This is a genomic window from Dethiosulfatarculus sandiegensis (assembly GCF_000931935.2).
GTDB classification, from domain to species: Bacteria; Desulfobacterota; Desulfarculia; order Desulfarculales; family Desulfarculaceae; genus Dethiosulfatarculus; species Dethiosulfatarculus sandiegensis.
On the sequence record NZ_AZAC01000078.1, the window covers coordinates 135,055 to 149,434 of the forward strand.

The 14,380-nt window shown below is 54.1% G+C and carries 13 protein-coding genes; 8 read left to right on the plus strand and 5 right to left on the minus strand.

Translation table 11 applies throughout. The annotated features are described in order from the left end of the window. Position 1: 1 nt before the first annotated feature. Positions 2-1,216: an aryl-sulfate sulfotransferase gene (locus X474_RS24380; protein ID WP_052515602.1), complete on the minus strand. Its 1,215-nt coding sequence runs from the start codon at positions 1,214-1,216 to the stop codon at positions 2-4. 762 nt (positions 1,217-1,978) lie between these two features. Here X474_RS24380 and X474_RS24385 point away from each other — a divergent pair. The 3 genes from X474_RS24385 to X474_RS24395 all read left to right on the plus strand — a co-directional run bounded on the left by X474_RS24385 (position 1,979) and on the right by X474_RS24395 (position 6,473). Next, positions 1,979-3,415, plus strand: a complete 1,437-nt coding sequence (locus tag X474_RS24385; RefSeq protein ID WP_197282263.1) for an SPOR domain-containing protein — start codon at positions 1,979-1,981, stop codon at positions 3,413-3,415. A 56-nt stretch (positions 3,416-3,471) separates the two neighbouring features. Beyond that, positions 3,472-5,481 carry an FAD-dependent oxidoreductase gene (locus X474_RS24390; protein ID WP_044352830.1) on the plus strand — a complete coding sequence of 670 codons (2,010 nt, stop codon included), beginning with the start codon at positions 3,472-3,474 and terminating at the stop codon, positions 5,479-5,481. An 86-nt stretch (positions 5,482-5,567) separates the two neighbouring features. Beyond that, positions 5,568-6,473 (plus strand): TIGR01777 family oxidoreductase, encoded by a 906-nt coding sequence (locus X474_RS24395; RefSeq protein WP_044352688.1) that lies wholly within the window; start codon positions 5,568-5,570, stop codon positions 6,471-6,473. A gap of 14 nt (positions 6,474-6,487) precedes the next feature. Here X474_RS24395 and trmB read toward each other — a convergent pair whose 3' ends face one another. Together trmB and X474_RS24405 are read right to left on the minus strand one after the other, a co-directional pair. Beyond that, positions 6,488-7,426 (minus strand): tRNA (guanosine(46)-N7)-methyltransferase TrmB, encoded by a 939-nt coding sequence (gene trmB / locus X474_RS24400; RefSeq protein ID WP_052515604.1) that lies wholly within the window; start codon positions 7,424-7,426, stop codon positions 6,488-6,490. A 168-nt stretch (positions 7,427-7,594) separates the two neighbouring features. After that, the gene (locus tag X474_RS24405) at positions 7,595-8,281 is read right to left on the minus strand and encodes a hypothetical protein (protein ID WP_044352689.1); all 687 of its coding nucleotides are present in this window, start codon (positions 8,279-8,281) and stop codon (positions 7,595-7,597) included. A 187-nt stretch (positions 8,282-8,468) separates the two neighbouring features. On the opposite strand from X474_RS24405, the gene X474_RS24410 reads away from it, so the two are divergent. Continuing rightward, positions 8,469-8,927, plus strand: a complete 459-nt coding sequence (locus tag X474_RS24410; protein WP_197282265.1) for a DciA family protein — start codon at positions 8,469-8,471, stop codon at positions 8,925-8,927. On the opposite strand, the gene X474_RS24415 is transcribed toward X474_RS24410, so the two are convergent. After that, positions 8,905-9,636: a tRNA1(Val) (adenine(37)-N6)-methyltransferase gene (locus tag X474_RS24415; protein ID WP_044352691.1), complete on the minus strand. Its 732-nt coding sequence runs from the start codon at positions 9,634-9,636 to the stop codon at positions 8,905-8,907. The two genes, X474_RS24410 and X474_RS24415, sit on opposite strands and share 23 nt — an antisense overlap. Positions 9,637-9,643: 7 nt before the next feature. Continuing rightward, positions 9,644-11,002 carry a DUF1015 domain-containing protein gene (locus tag X474_RS24420; RefSeq protein ID WP_044352693.1) on the minus strand — a complete coding sequence of 453 codons (1,359 nt, stop codon included), beginning with the start codon at positions 11,000-11,002 and terminating at the stop codon, positions 9,644-9,646. Positions 11,003-11,196: 194 nt separating this feature from the next. On the opposite strand from X474_RS24420, the gene X474_RS24425 reads away from it, so the two are divergent. The 4 genes from X474_RS24425 (at position 11,197) to X474_RS24440 (ending at position 14,369) form a co-directional block, all read left to right on the plus strand. Next, complete coding sequence (locus X474_RS24425) at positions 11,197-11,376, plus strand: hypothetical protein (RefSeq protein WP_044352695.1); 180 nt, start codon at positions 11,197-11,199, stop codon at positions 11,374-11,376. Between the two features lie 259 nt (positions 11,377-11,635). Further along, positions 11,636-12,406, plus strand: coding sequence for a glucose-1-phosphate cytidylyltransferase (rfbF, locus tag X474_RS24430; protein ID WP_044352696.1), 771 nt, complete (start codon positions 11,636-11,638; stop codon positions 12,404-12,406). Next, the gene (gene rfbG / locus X474_RS24435) at positions 12,406-13,494 is read left to right on the plus strand and encodes a CDP-glucose 4,6-dehydratase (protein WP_156360923.1); all 1,089 of its coding nucleotides are present in this window, start codon (positions 12,406-12,408) and stop codon (positions 13,492-13,494) included. The genes rfbF and rfbG overlap by 1 nt, the downstream gene beginning before the upstream one ends. Next, on the plus strand, positions 13,494-14,369 hold the full coding sequence (locus tag X474_RS24440) for an NAD-dependent epimerase/dehydratase family protein (protein WP_044352698.1): 876 nt from the start codon (positions 13,494-13,496) through the stop codon (positions 14,367-14,369). Before rfbG ends, X474_RS24440 begins: the two co-directional genes overlap by 1 nt. Positions 14,370-14,380 lie beyond the last annotated feature (11 nt).

Here is a 14,380-nt window from a genome sequence, read left to right on the forward strand (position 1 = left end):
ATTAGATAAGCTCACCTACCGCAGGGGGCAGGTTCCTGAACTGCGGACAAAAATCAACACCGTACTTATAGGAGCGGAAAATCCCCCAGCAGACGTCGCCCTGCCCGGGAGTGGAGCGCACATAGTGCCAGACGATTTCTTTTTCATTTGTCATTTCAAAGATCACGCCATTGCCGCCGCAACAGATCAAGGTATTGCCGTTTGGCTGACGCTGGGCGCCGCTGATGAAAGGAGAGAAGTGCACCCGCCCATTGACGTAACCTTCCAGGCCGAAATCGGCTTCGCTCTGCCAGACCACCTCGTTGGTCTCAATATCCACTTCCAGGGCGCGGCTCATATAATTGTACATTCCATTGTCATAAATCAGCATGTGGCCTTCGCCGGGCAGTCCGTCCGGAATGCGATGGCCGTCATGGGGGCCGCCCATATTGGTGGGCTTGCGCACGTCCTCAAATTCGACCAAGCCGGTTTCCTTATCCAGGTAGGCCACATTTCCCCAGCGCCAGGTAATCTCGCCGGAGCTGCGATCGATTATGAATGCGCCGTCGGTATGACGGCTGTCGGAAAGGATATTACCGTCAGGCATTAAATCCACATCATTGACATGGGTCCACTCTTCACGGGGGTGAATAGGGCCGATAATATCAATGTCGGGATCAAAGTGTTCTATGCCGTGCCACTCCCAGACCACCTGGCCGGAAGAATTGATTTCACGGTATAGGTCACCGAACATGGTGCCGTCTTTATGTTCCGTGCCTCTCTGCCCCCCACGGACCTTTTTGGCCAGATCGGCCGGAACCGGCTCCCAGGCCACGTAAAGATAGTTGCCGTTATCCAGCCTACGGAAATCATGGTGCATGGCGGGGTCGAAATGCTCAAACTGGATGTTGCTGTCCCAATCCAGGTCATACATCTGGCCATGGGCTCCGCCCATGTGGTAATCCCCAAAACCGGGACGGCCTTCACTGGGCTTGGCATTGCGGCAAACCGCCACCAGGTGGCCGTCTGAATGCAGACGTGCATACCAGATAGGATAGGGGGTAGTCCAAGCATGAACAGGATTACCCATCATATCAATAAGATAGCACTTACCAGGAATCTCCCATGGTTCAGTGGCTGCACGGGAGGGAAAGGGAACCACCAAGGTGTAACCGGGATAAGCCTTGCGTTTATTCCAGCAAGTGACACCTGTTTCAAACTTAAAAGGCCATGCCATGTAAATAACTCCCTATCTTTGCTAGCAGAGTGCCCGGGGAAAGTATTCGAACCTAATCAAAGCCTTGCCATAGGGCGGGACATAATTTCGGACTTATCAGTAGCAAAGAATGTGCCTATTTTCACACAATAGGGACAAATCTGCACAAAATCAGATAGTTGTATCGACTTAAATGACCCCGATTACAATAAAATTAATGGGGCAAAAAAGACCCGGTTTCAAGATCACGTAAAATTTGCCTTAATATTAAACAGGTTACAATTAGGGCGTTAATGACCCAATGGCGTTTATGTCCCACATGGTTTAGTAAAGGCAAAAAGGACCCTTGAAATGTCTCATTGAAGACGGGTCATTTTTGACCATTACTCTTTATCTTGGATTATTAAGCTAAAGATTAGAGTACGGGTTGAATCCATCGCCCTTTACAGCAGATCCTGCCATAGCGCTCATTCCAAGAATTTTGAGCTCGCCTGCAGATATAAAAATTCACAATCACCGCCATGGCCTTCACCCCTCACGGCCTGGCCTTTCCCCTGAACAGGTTGCAAAAATTAAAAATAACCCTCTGCCTTTCATTTTCGGCAAAACCCCCTAATACAGAAGCCAAAAAGCTATTCAAACCAGATGCAAACCGCCCAATCATGCAACGCCCTCCCCTTTTTCAACAAACAGTTAGTGGTTGACCCTTCCTGTAAGTTATTTTTCACCCCACCCGCTTTGAACCATTGCCACGACCCATGTTTTGCTCCTATAATCCCTGCCATGGAAGCAAAGCAAATATTAAAAAACACTCTGGCCCTGATCCTTCTTTTAAGCCTGGCCTTGTTAACCGCAGGATGCGCGGCAAAAAAAGAACAGACACCTCCCTTGGAATCCAAGGTGGAAAGGCCTGCTTTGGATAGAGGCCCCCGTTATTGCCTTTGGCTTTTGGTGGTGAAAGACAATAAGGACCTGGCCGAGGTCAAAAACAAACTGGCCCAAAAAACGCCCTTTGCCCTTGTGGTGCGGGAGATGTTGGCAAAATCCAGCCGGAACAACCTCTCAAGCCTGGATTGCATGGCAGCCCGGGATCTGGAACCCTGGCTGCTAAAAATCGCCCAAGGCCTTGGGATAGGAGAGGTCAGCAGCCCCTTTACCTGGGACCAGGGAACAGCCTTTATAATGCGCACCACTGATATTTATCGCCGCCAAGGGCGCATGCTCTATGATCAGGGTAAATATCTGGCCGCGGAAGCCATGTTTACAAAGGACTTGGCCCTTCACCCGGACAGCGCGCCCATGTGGCAGATCATGGGCATGTCCAAAGCAGCAAGGGGAGATCAGGAAGGTGCGCTCAAGGCCCTGGAAAAGGCGGTGCGTTATGCGCCCCGGGATGCGGGCATTCTCCAGGATCTGGCCACCACCCTGGTATATCTGGGCGAACCTGAAAAGGCAGTGCCTATATTTGAAAGGGCCTTAGACATTTCGCCCCAAAATGTCCTGATCACCTCCAACCTGGCCTGGGCCCTGGCCCTGGCCAACCAAAACCTGGACCGGGCCGAAGATCTGGCCATGAGGGCAGTGGAAAGAAACCCCAATCGGGCCAGGTTCTGGTCAACTCTCGGTCTGGTACAACAAAAGCAGGGAGACCACGGCGCAGCTCTTTTGAGCCTGCACCAGGCGGCAAGGCTAAACCCCGCTGATTCCACCAACCAGCAAAGGATATTAAACAGCCTCATGGCCCTGGGGCCGGATTCCTTAAAGGGTCTGACCCATGACGAAAAACCTTCTTTAAGTAAGACTTTGGCTCAAAAACCCAGAGCAAAGGTCAAGGCCAGTCCCGTTAAACCCGAGAAAAAAACCAAGGCAAGCGTCCCCAAGCCGGAAAAGCCTGTAACCCAAAAAGTTAAAAAGCCTTCCAAAGATAAAAAGCCCACTTCGGCAAAGGGGAAAAGAGACTATTTTCTACAGGTCTCTTCCTTCCGCAGGCTGGATCTGGCCCAAAGAGATGTCCGCAAATGGAGAAGGCTCAAGGTGGGGGCCTGGCTCGACACCTTTACGGCCAAGGATGGTTCAACCTGGATCACTGTGGTGCTGGGGCCTTATCCCAGCCTTGATAAGGCCAGGAAAATGGGCAGACGCTTTAAAAAGGACCACCGCACTAAAAGTTTTCGCATCTTTTCCCGCCCCAGGGGATGGAGGCCCCATTCCCCGGCCTAAGCCGCCGTCATATGCAAGTCACCTTCCGCTTGGAAAGGAGCTCCGGCAAAGTGAAGATGGAAACAAATAACTACCCGCTTTTATTCACAAGCCTCTCCCTAAACAAACTCAGGCTCAAAAACCGAATCGTCATGCCGGCCACCCACCTGAACTACACTCCCGGCGGTCAGGTCTCGGACCAGTTGGCTGCATTTTACGCAGCCAGGGCCAGGGGCGGAGCCGGCTTGGTGATTGTGGGCGGCTGTGTTGTCAGCGAGGTGGCAGGCGGCCCCATGATGGTCTCCATCATGGATGACAAGGATATACCGGGCCTGACCAGGCTGGCTCAGGCTGTACACGAGCAGGGAGGCCTTATTGGGGCCCAGCTTTACCACGCAGGCGCCTATTCTTTCCGAATGCTGATCCCGGACCAGGCCATAAGCTCAAGCGACCACACCTCGGCCTTTACCAGGGAACAGGCCAGGGGATTGAATAAAGAAGAAATTCCCCAGGTGCAGGAGCAGTTTGCCCAAGCCGCGGCCAGGGCGCAAAAGGCTGGTTTTGACATGGTTGAAATCCTGGGTTCGGCAGGCTATCTGATCTGTCAGTTCCTTTCGCCGCGCATCAACCAGCGCGAAGACGAATATGGCGGGTCTTTGCCAAACCGCATGCGCTTTGGCCTGGAAACCGTGGAAAAGGTAAGGCAGGCGGTGGGGCCTGATTTTTGCGTGGGCATCCGCCTGGCCGGTCACGACTTTGTACCCGCCTCCCACGGAAACAAAGAATGCCAGGCCTTTGCCGCGGCCTGCCGGGAAAAGGGAGTGGATCTGATAAATGTCACCGGCGGCTGGCACGAGACCAAGGTGCCCCAGCTCACTTCCGAGGTTCCGCCGGGGGGCTTCGCCTATCTGGCCAGGGGTGTAAAACAGGCCGTTGATATCCCGGTCTGCGCCAGCAACCGCATACACACCCCGGCCGAGGCCGAGGAAATCCTGGCCAGGGGGGATGCTGATCTGATCTGCATGTCCCGCCCCCTCATCGCAGACCCCATGTTTCCTATCAAGGCCCAGAAAGGCAGAGATGATCTGATCCGCCGGTGCACCAACTGCAACCAAGGCTGTTTTGATTCGGTGCTTTCCCTGAAGCCGGTGGGATGCATGGTTAACCCCAGGGCGGGTCATGAATACGAACCCATGGCAGGACCCACTGACAAGCCCCAAAAGGTGGTGGTGGTCGGCGGCGGCCCGGCAGGCTCTGAAGCGGCCCTGACCCTGGCCCAAAGGGGGCACCAGGTTGTGCTCTTTGAAAAAGCCGCTTGCCTTGGCGGACAGACCAAGTGGTACCACAAACCCCTTCAAAAAGACGGTTTTGGAGAGATCGGCGACTGGCATCTGGCCAACCTGGAGGAGATGGGCGTGGATATAAGGCTGGGGCAGGAAGCAGACCTTAAAAAAATCACGGAGCTTAAACCGGATCATGTTGTCTTGACCACCGGGGGGGCAAACCTTAACCTGAACATACCGGGCAGTGACCGGGATCATGTGGTGAGTGCCTGGGACCTGCTCAAGGGAAAAGCCAAGGCCAAGGGGCCCGTAGTGGTGGTGGGCGGCGGCGCAGTGGGTCTGGAAACCGCCCTTTTCCTGGCCAGGCAAGGCGCTCTCACCCCGGAGCAACTCCATTTTCTGACCCTTTTTGAGGCGGAAAGACCCGAAGCCTTAGCCGCCCTGATGAGCCAGGGCAGCTACAAGGTGTGCCTGGTTGAGATGCTTCCCAAGATCGGCCGGGGCATGGGCCGATCCACCAAGTGGATACATCTGGGTTTATTGAAAAAATTCAAAATAGAGGTGCACACCAAAACCCGGGTGAACGAAATCTTGCCGGAGGGTGTGCTGGTTGAATCGGAAAAGGGCAACCAGGTGTTGCCCGCGGCCACGGTGGTCATAGCTGTGGGCGTGGAGCCATGCCTGGAACTCTTTGAACCTCTCAGGGAAAAAGGCATAAAGGTTCACCTGGCAGGCGATTCCAAAGAACCCCGGACAGTGCTCAACGCCATAAAGGACGGAAACAGACTGGGCCAGGATATTTAACACCACCTTCTCCGGGCAGGCTCAAAGCCGCCCGGGGGTGAAAAGATTCGCCAAAACCCGACAGAAAAGGGCTAAAGGGGAGAAAAGTGGAAGTCTTTGTAACCGGTGGCAGCGGATTTGTGGGTCAGGCCTTGTGCCAAGCCCTGGTGGAGTCTGAATACCAGGTGACAGTTCTCTCCCGTTCCGGCAAAAAAACGGAAGAGATGCCCAAAAGCCTGGGTCAATGTCTGGGAGACCCAACCGAACCAGGCCCTTGGCAACAGGAAGCCGCCAGGCACAAACTGATAATTAACCTGGCCGGAGCTTCTATTTTCGGGCGCTGGAACTCCGATTATAAAGAACAGATCCACCAAAGCAGGGTTTTGACCACCCGAAACCTGGTTCAGGCCATAGAATCCGGCCCCAATCCCTCTGAAACGGTTCTGATATCCGCTTCCGCAGTAGGTTTTTACGGTTTTTCTGACGACCGTCTGCTCTCGGAAGAAGACCCCCCAGGTGACGACTTTCTGGCCCGGGTTTGCGTGGACTGGGAAAAAGAGGCAAAAGAAGCCGAGTCATGCGGAGCCAGGGTGGTGGCCACCAGGTTCGGAGTGGTTTTGGGGCCACAAGGCGGGGCTTTAAAGCAAATGCTGCCCATATTCAAAAAGGGACTGGGCGGCCCCCTGGGCTCGGGCAAGCAATGGTTCAGCTGGATTCATTTGGAAGACCTGGTGCGGGGCCTTTTGTTTGTGGCCAAAAACAGGCATATAAAAGACTCGGTAAACTTAACTTCGCCGAATCCGGTTACCAATCGGTCCTTTGCCAAGGCTCTGGGACAGGCGTTGCACCGTCCGGCCATCACCCCTGTACCGGCTTTGGCAGCCAAACTGGCCATGGGTGAGTTTGCCCAGGTTCTTTTAAACGGCCAACGGGTGATGCCCAGGCTGCTTTTGGATGCGGGTTTTGAGTTTCTTTATCCGGAAGTGGCTGAAGCCTTGAAAACCGTGATCTGACCGGCTGTCTCTAATCAGGATTTTTTATCTGCCGCAGGTGAGCCCAGGGCCAGGTCCCGGGCCAGGTCCAGGGACCACTGCACCGAAGCCACAGGCAACACTCCGCATCCAGGAGTCAGGCGCAGCCGCCATTTACCATCCTTACGCGAAAACTCAAGCCAATAGGATTGTCTGAGGTCATCCTCCACGCTTATGGTGCGCAAAAGGGCTTTTTGCTTGGCAGGATCAAAGAACATCTCCTTAAAAGAGACAAAGAACTTGCCGTTATATTCTCCCAAGGGAAAGCCGTCCGGATCAAAATCATCCAAAAGATGCAGTTTCAAGTCAAAATCCTCCCAAACCGGTGAAGGGGCATGCCCGGTCTTGGTTAAAAACAGGCGGTAAAAATCCATGCACCCTTCATTGAGCCATTTGCGCTCATATTTGGTCTGCTGTCCGGCCGGGATAACCTGGCAGGCCAAGTCAAATCTTTTTCCCGGGACCTGTTTTTCAACCCAGTCGGCGTAGGGCTTAAAATCAGTGACTATCTCAACCTCACCCTTTGAGGCCAGCCGGTTATTTACCACCTCAAGGCATGACGTACTGAAAAGACGGTATTTTTCGTGCTGCCTGGCAGGCCAGGGCCTGGGGAAAAGGGCTGTGATTTTAGTGATGGATTCCGGTTCAAACAGCCTTTTCAAGGCCGGTTCGGCTCCAGCCTGGACAATCAGCACGTTTTTAAGCCCCAAAACCCCCACCTTGCGCAAGGCCCTTCGCACCGAAGGCCAGGATATATCAATCCCCAGGTAGTTGAATTCAGGCTTTCTTTGGGCCTGACGCACCAGACGCTCACCATTGCCAAAGCCTATCTCCACTTCCAGGGGGGCTTTGCGGCCATAAAGCAGATCCCAATCCAAGGGTCCTTTGGCCTGACGCCAGGGGATAAGGGGTTTCAAGGAAACATATGTCTTCAAAAGCGCGGCTCCAAAAAAACAAAATCCTAAACAAACCCGCGACCTGACCCCGGTTCCGCCCAGGGCGGCGGGGTCAGGTGTTTCGGGCGAAAGTCCAAATTGTGACCCAAAACAAGGAAAACTCAAGCAGAAGGGCTGGAGACGAAGGTTGTCTAATAACTTGCGCCTTTAAGTCTGGCCGTTCATTACCGCCTCTATATCTTCCCTGGCGGCTACATGCACCAGAAGCGAATTGCAGTCTGAACAGAACTGGGGCTTGCGAATGGTCTTGTCATGAAGCACCCCCAAGGGCTGATGATCATCCAAAAAGGTCATGGCCATCTGCCAGGCCTGCTGGGGGCTGTAATCATTGGCCAGGATCTCAAGGCTCTTCAGTACACTGCCGTCTGACCGGTGCAGCACAACACTCATCACCTCCGGCTCTTCCGGACGTTCGCCAAACACGGTTATGGTGGCCAGGCAGGGCATGCCCTCCGGAAGCCCCAAGGGAAACTCCATGTGGGTGCAGGGAGAGATCTGGGCATCTTCTTTGTTGACATAGTCACCCACAGCATGGGCCAGATCATGGGGATTTCCCGTCTTGTGCCCGGAGCCCTTGGCCCAGGCGCTGAATTCCAGGGCCTCAACCCTGACCGGTTGAGGAATCATGCCCTTGGCCTTTAGAAACTCAATCAGATACCAGTTCTTGCGGGTAAGCTCCCTATAGGCTTCTGCAGCCTTCTGGTCATCCTCTCTTTTGTATACGCCCAACCAATCCGCATAGGAAAAAACAGGCAAACGAATCTCTTTTTTGCCTTTTTCCGCAAAGGCTGCCGCCAGGGCCTGGGCTTCCCGAATTATCTCCCTAATGTTCAATTCTCCCCTCCTATTGATGCTCCCGAAAACAAACCGCCTCTTCCGGACCTTTATGCCATTATGGAGCCCCACGGTAAAAAAGTTAAGTTCTTAACCGAGCCAAAAGGGCAAAACATTAACCGGCTCCCGAGCCCTGACCAAGGGGCAAAAAGATGTTATGATTCGGGAAAAATTTAAAAGGCCGGTTATGCGCAAAATAAAAAACATAAACACCCTTAGAGACTTTTTATCCGGTTCCATGCCCGGACACGTCTCCGCAGGCCTCCCCAAAGCCGGGCTGTTGAAGGTATGGCGCCAGGTGGCCGGTGACGCTGTGGCCGAAAGGGCCTTTCCCGTCCAGCTAAGGCCCGATGGTGAGCTGGTGGTGGCGGTGAGGGGATCGGTCTGGCGTCAGGAACTGACCATGATGGCCCCGGCCTTTCTGGAAAAACTGGCCCAGGAGGGTTTTCCTTTTACCAAGCTGCGCTTTGTAAAGGCGCTCACCCCCTTTAACCCGCCTCCTGAACCTCCCCTGCCCGAACTCAGTTCGGAAGAAGAAGAAGAGCTGGAAGAAAGGGTGGCCGAGGTATCGGACCCTGAGTTGGCCCGGGTCATTAAAAACGCCATGCGCGCCGAGCTCAAGGCTAGGAAAGCCGCCGGTAAATAGCCTGCACTTCTTTGCTCTGCTCCTGGCCCTCGGCATAAACAATCAAGGGCGGCTCCACTGTCAGCTCTTCTTTGCCGCCTTTCACCGCTTCCACCATGGCCAGACTGGCCGGTTTACCCTCCCTGCCATGACTTAGACGCAGGCGCTTGGGCATTAGGCCTGCCCGGGGCAGATCGCCAAAGGCCTGCACCAGCCTTGCGGCCGGCCAACAAAAAACAAACCTGCCTTTGGGTTTCAGGAGCCTGGCCGCAGCCCGCCACAGGTCTTTGGGCTCCAGATTGAGTTCATGCCTGGCCCTGGCCCTGGCCGGGTCCGGCGGAACCCTGCCCGCACCCTTGGGGGTGAAGGGCGGATTGGAGATCACAAGGGAATAGCTGTTTCCCGGAACTTCCGGATTTTTTTGGGTCAGGTCCTGCTGAAACACCCTGGCCTCGGCCCCTGTGCGGGCCAGGTTTTCCCGGCAACAATAGGCGGCCACGGAGTCCAGCTCCAGAGCGGTGTAGGGGCCTTCAACCCCCTTGGCCGCAAGCAGCACGCAGAGGATGCCGCTGCCTGCGCCGAGGTCCGCCACCGGGCCTTTGACCAGGGGGGCAAAATCAGCCAGGAGCACACTGTCTATGGAAAAGTGATACCCCTGGCTGGGTTGCAGGAGAAGATGTCTGCCTAAAATGTGGCTGATAACTTCTCCCGCCATTTCCTTTTTCTCCACAGCCGGATCACTCCCGCAAAGTGGGAATGGTCTCGCTTGCGTCAACACAGTTCATAGTGAGCCCGGTTATCACCTTTGGATAGAAGAAGGTGGTTTTCCTCGGCATAACCAAACCGGATTTGGCCACTGCCTGAACCTGCTCCACCCTGGTGGGATTCACCAAAAAGCCCACCCTGGATTTACCTGAACGGGTCTGGTCCAATACCTGGGCCATATCGGCCACATATTCAATGGTGTGTTCCTTGTCGCGGGCGTTTGCATCCAGGCCAAGCACCCTGTCCAGGATAACCTCGGTAAGCACCACTACATCCAGGTCCCTGAGCTCCCTGGGCAGTTCCTTCCAGGCCGGATCATCAACCGCACCTGGCTTAAGCTCCAGGATATAGGCCTTGTCGCTCTCCGCGCTGACCATGCCAAAGCCCCTGCCCTTTTCACCGGTGCGGGCCAAAGCTTCCGTAACAGCCTGTTTATCCTTGGCCGAATCGCCGCTCAAGTCCATCTCCCGGTAGTCGAAATACCTTTGGGCGTGGAGCAGGAAATCCCTGGCCGCAAAACCGTGCAGATGAGTCAAAACCCGGTGACAGGGGAAAACCGTGAGCCCGGGATCGCTCATGGAGCAGAGATACACCATCACATAGTTGAAAGAAGCGTGTCCCGGCGCCTTGGGATTCTGTTCCCTCATGTAGTTGCGGTAGTTAAGGGCCGTCTCATAGCGGTGGTGACCGTCTGCGATAAAGATCACCTTGTCGGCCATTAGTTTCTGCACCTGTTTAAGGGCTTCTGTCTCCTCCACCCTGTAAAGGCTCTGCTTCAACCCGGCGGAATCGGTGAAATCGGCCAAAGATTCTTTCACCCTGGCGTTCTCCAGGGTGGTGTGGACCTGGTTTTCCTCATCCGGATAAAGGGCGAAGATGGGAGAGATATTGGTGGAGGTGGCCTTCAACAACCTCAACCGGTCTTCCTTGTGACCGGTGAAGGTGCGTTCGTGGGGCAGAACCACGCCGTTGGCAAAGTCTTCCAGGCGCAGTAGGGTCATAAAGCCCTTCCTCACCAGAGTCTCGCCGTTGACCCCCCTGTAGGTGGTTTCATTAATATAAAAGGCCGGTTTCTGGTCCCTGGCCAAAACCCCCTCTTCCACCCAGTTCAAAAGGTGGGAGGCGGCCCGGGTGTATCCGTCCTGACCCGGCAGGTCGTTGTCACGGGACTTGTTCAGTTCCAGGCGGATAATGTTGTGGGGTTCAGCGTCGTAAAGGGCCTGTTGCTGTTCATCGTTAACTACGTCGTAGGGCGGAGCAACCACTTCAGCCATGCCGGCGATATTACGAGAGTCGTAGCGCAGAGCGCGAAAAGGCGCAACGACGGCCATATTCTCCTCCAATATAAAGCTCATAAAAACAGGATGAATAACGTGGTCATTGGTACACCAACCCTAAAGATATTGCAAGGAGCCACAGATCCCTTGCTAAACAGTCGGGGATATCCCTTGCAACCGGAGGGGATAAAATTCAATACTACTATTAAGAGATTCAGAACAGATTTATCCTCAATAAGGAGCAGGTCATGAGCACGCCCAAGCACTGTCCGGGATTCGAGGCCAATAAAAATCTAAAAGCCTTTGTCTGCAAGTGCCCCAATTGCAAAACCGAAAAAGAAATTTTTTCAGACGAGTTCGACCGGGAGCACACTTGCCCCAAATGCGGTGAAAAAATCGATTTCAGCAAGTGCACCATAGAGACCTGAGATTACATACCAAATAACTCAAGCAGACAAAAAAAGGGGGGATCTCCTTCCCCCCTGCCCCATAAGCAGCCCCATCACAAGCCTTCCTTTGTGCTAAAAAGAAATTATCTTATTTAACCAACTGTCCGGACTCGTGAAACTTGGCATTGAAAGGCAATTGTGGTATTGATTCCTCCGGGTGTTTGATACCTTGTCTCATCATATTAAGAGTATTCATTTCCGCCTCTCTTCAAAAGGGCGAAAAGGCAAGCATATAAAAATGAAAGTGGTAATTCTGGCCGGCGGCATGGGAAGCAGACTCGGTGAAGAAACCGATATCAAACCTAAACCCATGGTGCAGATCGGCACACGTCCTATTTTATGGCATATCATGAAGATATATTCGGCCCAGGGTTTCAACGACTTCCTGATCCTGCTGGGCTACAAGGGCTATTACATCAAGGAATATTTCTCCAATTATTTTCTGCACCAAAGCGATATAACCATCGACCTGGTCAGCAACAGCCTGGAAGTGCATAAAACCGAGGCCGAGCCCTGGCGCATAACCCTGGTGGACACAGGTCTCTCCACCATGACCGGCGGGCGCATCAAAAAGGCCAAGCCCTATCTTGAAGACGAAACCTTTATGCTCACCTATGGTGACGGGGTCAGCAATATTGATTTAAACGCGCTTTTGGCCCACCACAAAAGTCATAACGGGGCTATGACCCTCACCTCGGTCCAACCCACCGGCCGTTTCGGCGCACTCACCATTGAAGACGACCACCGGATCACCGATTTTCAGGAAAAACCGGAAGGCGATGGAGCCTGGGTAAACGGCGGATTCTTTGTCTGCGAACCCAAGGTGTTTGATTACATTGAAGGCGACGCAACCTCATTTGAGGCCGCGCCTTTGGAAAACCTGGCCAGAGACGGTGAGCTCTATTCCTTTAAGCACAAAGGCTTCTGGAAGTGCATGGACACATTAAGGGATAAAAACGATCTGTGCGATATGTGGAACCAGGGCCAGGCCCAATGGAAGATCTGGTAATGAAAAATCTGTTTCAGGGCGTATATCAGGGGACAAAGGTGCTGGTAACCGGGCACACCGGTTTCAAGGGCTCCTGGCTCTGTTTGTGGCTCAAGGCCCTGGGAGCCGAGCTTACCGGCTTTTCCCTGGACCCGCCCTCAGACCCCTATCATTTCGACCTGTTAAAGCTCGAAATGAACCATGTGATAGGGGATCTGCGTCATGAGGAAGATTTACAAAAGGTCTTTGACCAGGCAAAACCGGAGATGGTGTTTCATTTGGCGGCCCAGCCTTTGGTCCGCAGATCCTACCGGAATCCGGCCGAGACCTTTGACACCAATGTCATGGGCACGGTTAACCTATTGGAAGCGGTCCGCAACACCGCTTCGGTCAAGGCCGTAGTCAACGTAACCAGCGATAAATGCTATGACAACAAGGAATGGGTCTGGGGCTACCGGGAAAACGATCCCATGGGCGGCCATGACCCCTATTCCTGCTCCAAGGGCTGCGCCGAACTGGTGACCCAAAGCTACCAGCGTTCGTTTTTCCATGGCGAGGGAGCGAGCCGAGCCCTTTTGGCCAGCGCCCGCTCGGGCAATGTCATAGGCGGCGGCGACTGGGGCGGAGACAGGCTCATACCGGATGTGATCCGGGCGGTGAGTAAAAATGAAACCACCCACATTAGAAGCCCCCGGGCCATCCGGCCCTGGCAGCATGTGCTGGACCCTTTGAGCGGCTACCTCATGCTGGGGTGGCGGCTCCTCACCGGTGAGCGAAAAACCGCCGAAGCCTGGAATTTCGGCCCCACCAACCCGGAGGCCATAACCGTGCTGAGCCTGGTTCAACGCATGAACGAGCTGTGGCAGGCGGTTAAATTCAAGGTGGACCAAGATCCCAACGCCCCCCATGAGGTGACCTTCCTGAAGCTGGACTGCACCAAGGCCCATCATCTTTTGGGCTGGCAGAGCGTCTGGACCCAGGCCCAGGCCATCAGCCAAACCTGCAGATGGTACCAATCCTATCTGGAAGAGGGCAAGGTCATCTCAGCCGAACAGCTTAAAACCTATGTAGAGGCAGCCAGGGAACAGAAGCTGCCCTGGGTTATGTGATGAGCCGGTTTGTGATCACCGGCGCCACCGGCTTCTTGGGCGGCAAACTGGCCCAAAGGCTGGCCCGGTCTCACGAACTGGCCCTGGTAAAAAGAAAACAGACCCCCATCCCCGCCTGGGGCCTTAACCATCCCGGCCTCACTTGGTTCGACAAGGAAGAGCTGGGAAACAAATCCCCCTTTGAGCAGCCGGTGGAGGCGGTGATCCACACAGCCACCGACTATGGCCGGGGAAATGCCGCACCCACCCGCGTGCTTGAGGCCAACCTCATCTTCCCCATGCTGCTTCTGGAACAGGCGCTCAATCACAAAGTCAAGGCCTTTATCAACACCGACACCACCTTAAACCGCATGGTCAATCCCTATTCCCTTTCCAAAAAACAGTTTCTGGATTGGCTTAATCTCTTTGAATCACAACTGACCATAGCCAATTTAAAACTTGAGATGCTCTATGGGCCTGGTGACCACAACCAAAACCTGATCACCACAAGCCTGGACGCCTTTATGGCAAACAAACCGGAAATGGACTTCACTCCAGGGGAACAGGTGCGTGATTTTATTTTTATTGACGATGCGGTGGATGCGCTCTCCAAAGTAACGGAAGCCCTGCCGACCCTTGCCAAGGGAATAAACGAGTTCCAGGTGGGCACCGGGTGTAAAACCACCTTGAAGCAGTTTTTAAAAACCGCCAAGATCCTGAGCAAAAGTAAAACCAGGCTTAATTTAGGCGCCCTTGCCTACCGGGACCAGGAGAACATGTGCTCTGTGGCAGACACCACGGCGCTTAACCGGCTGGGGTGGCAGCCCCGGACCAGTCTGGAACAGGGGCTTTGCCTCACCATAGAGCATCTGCGTGCGCAAAACGCCCCCAAATAACCAGGAGACTC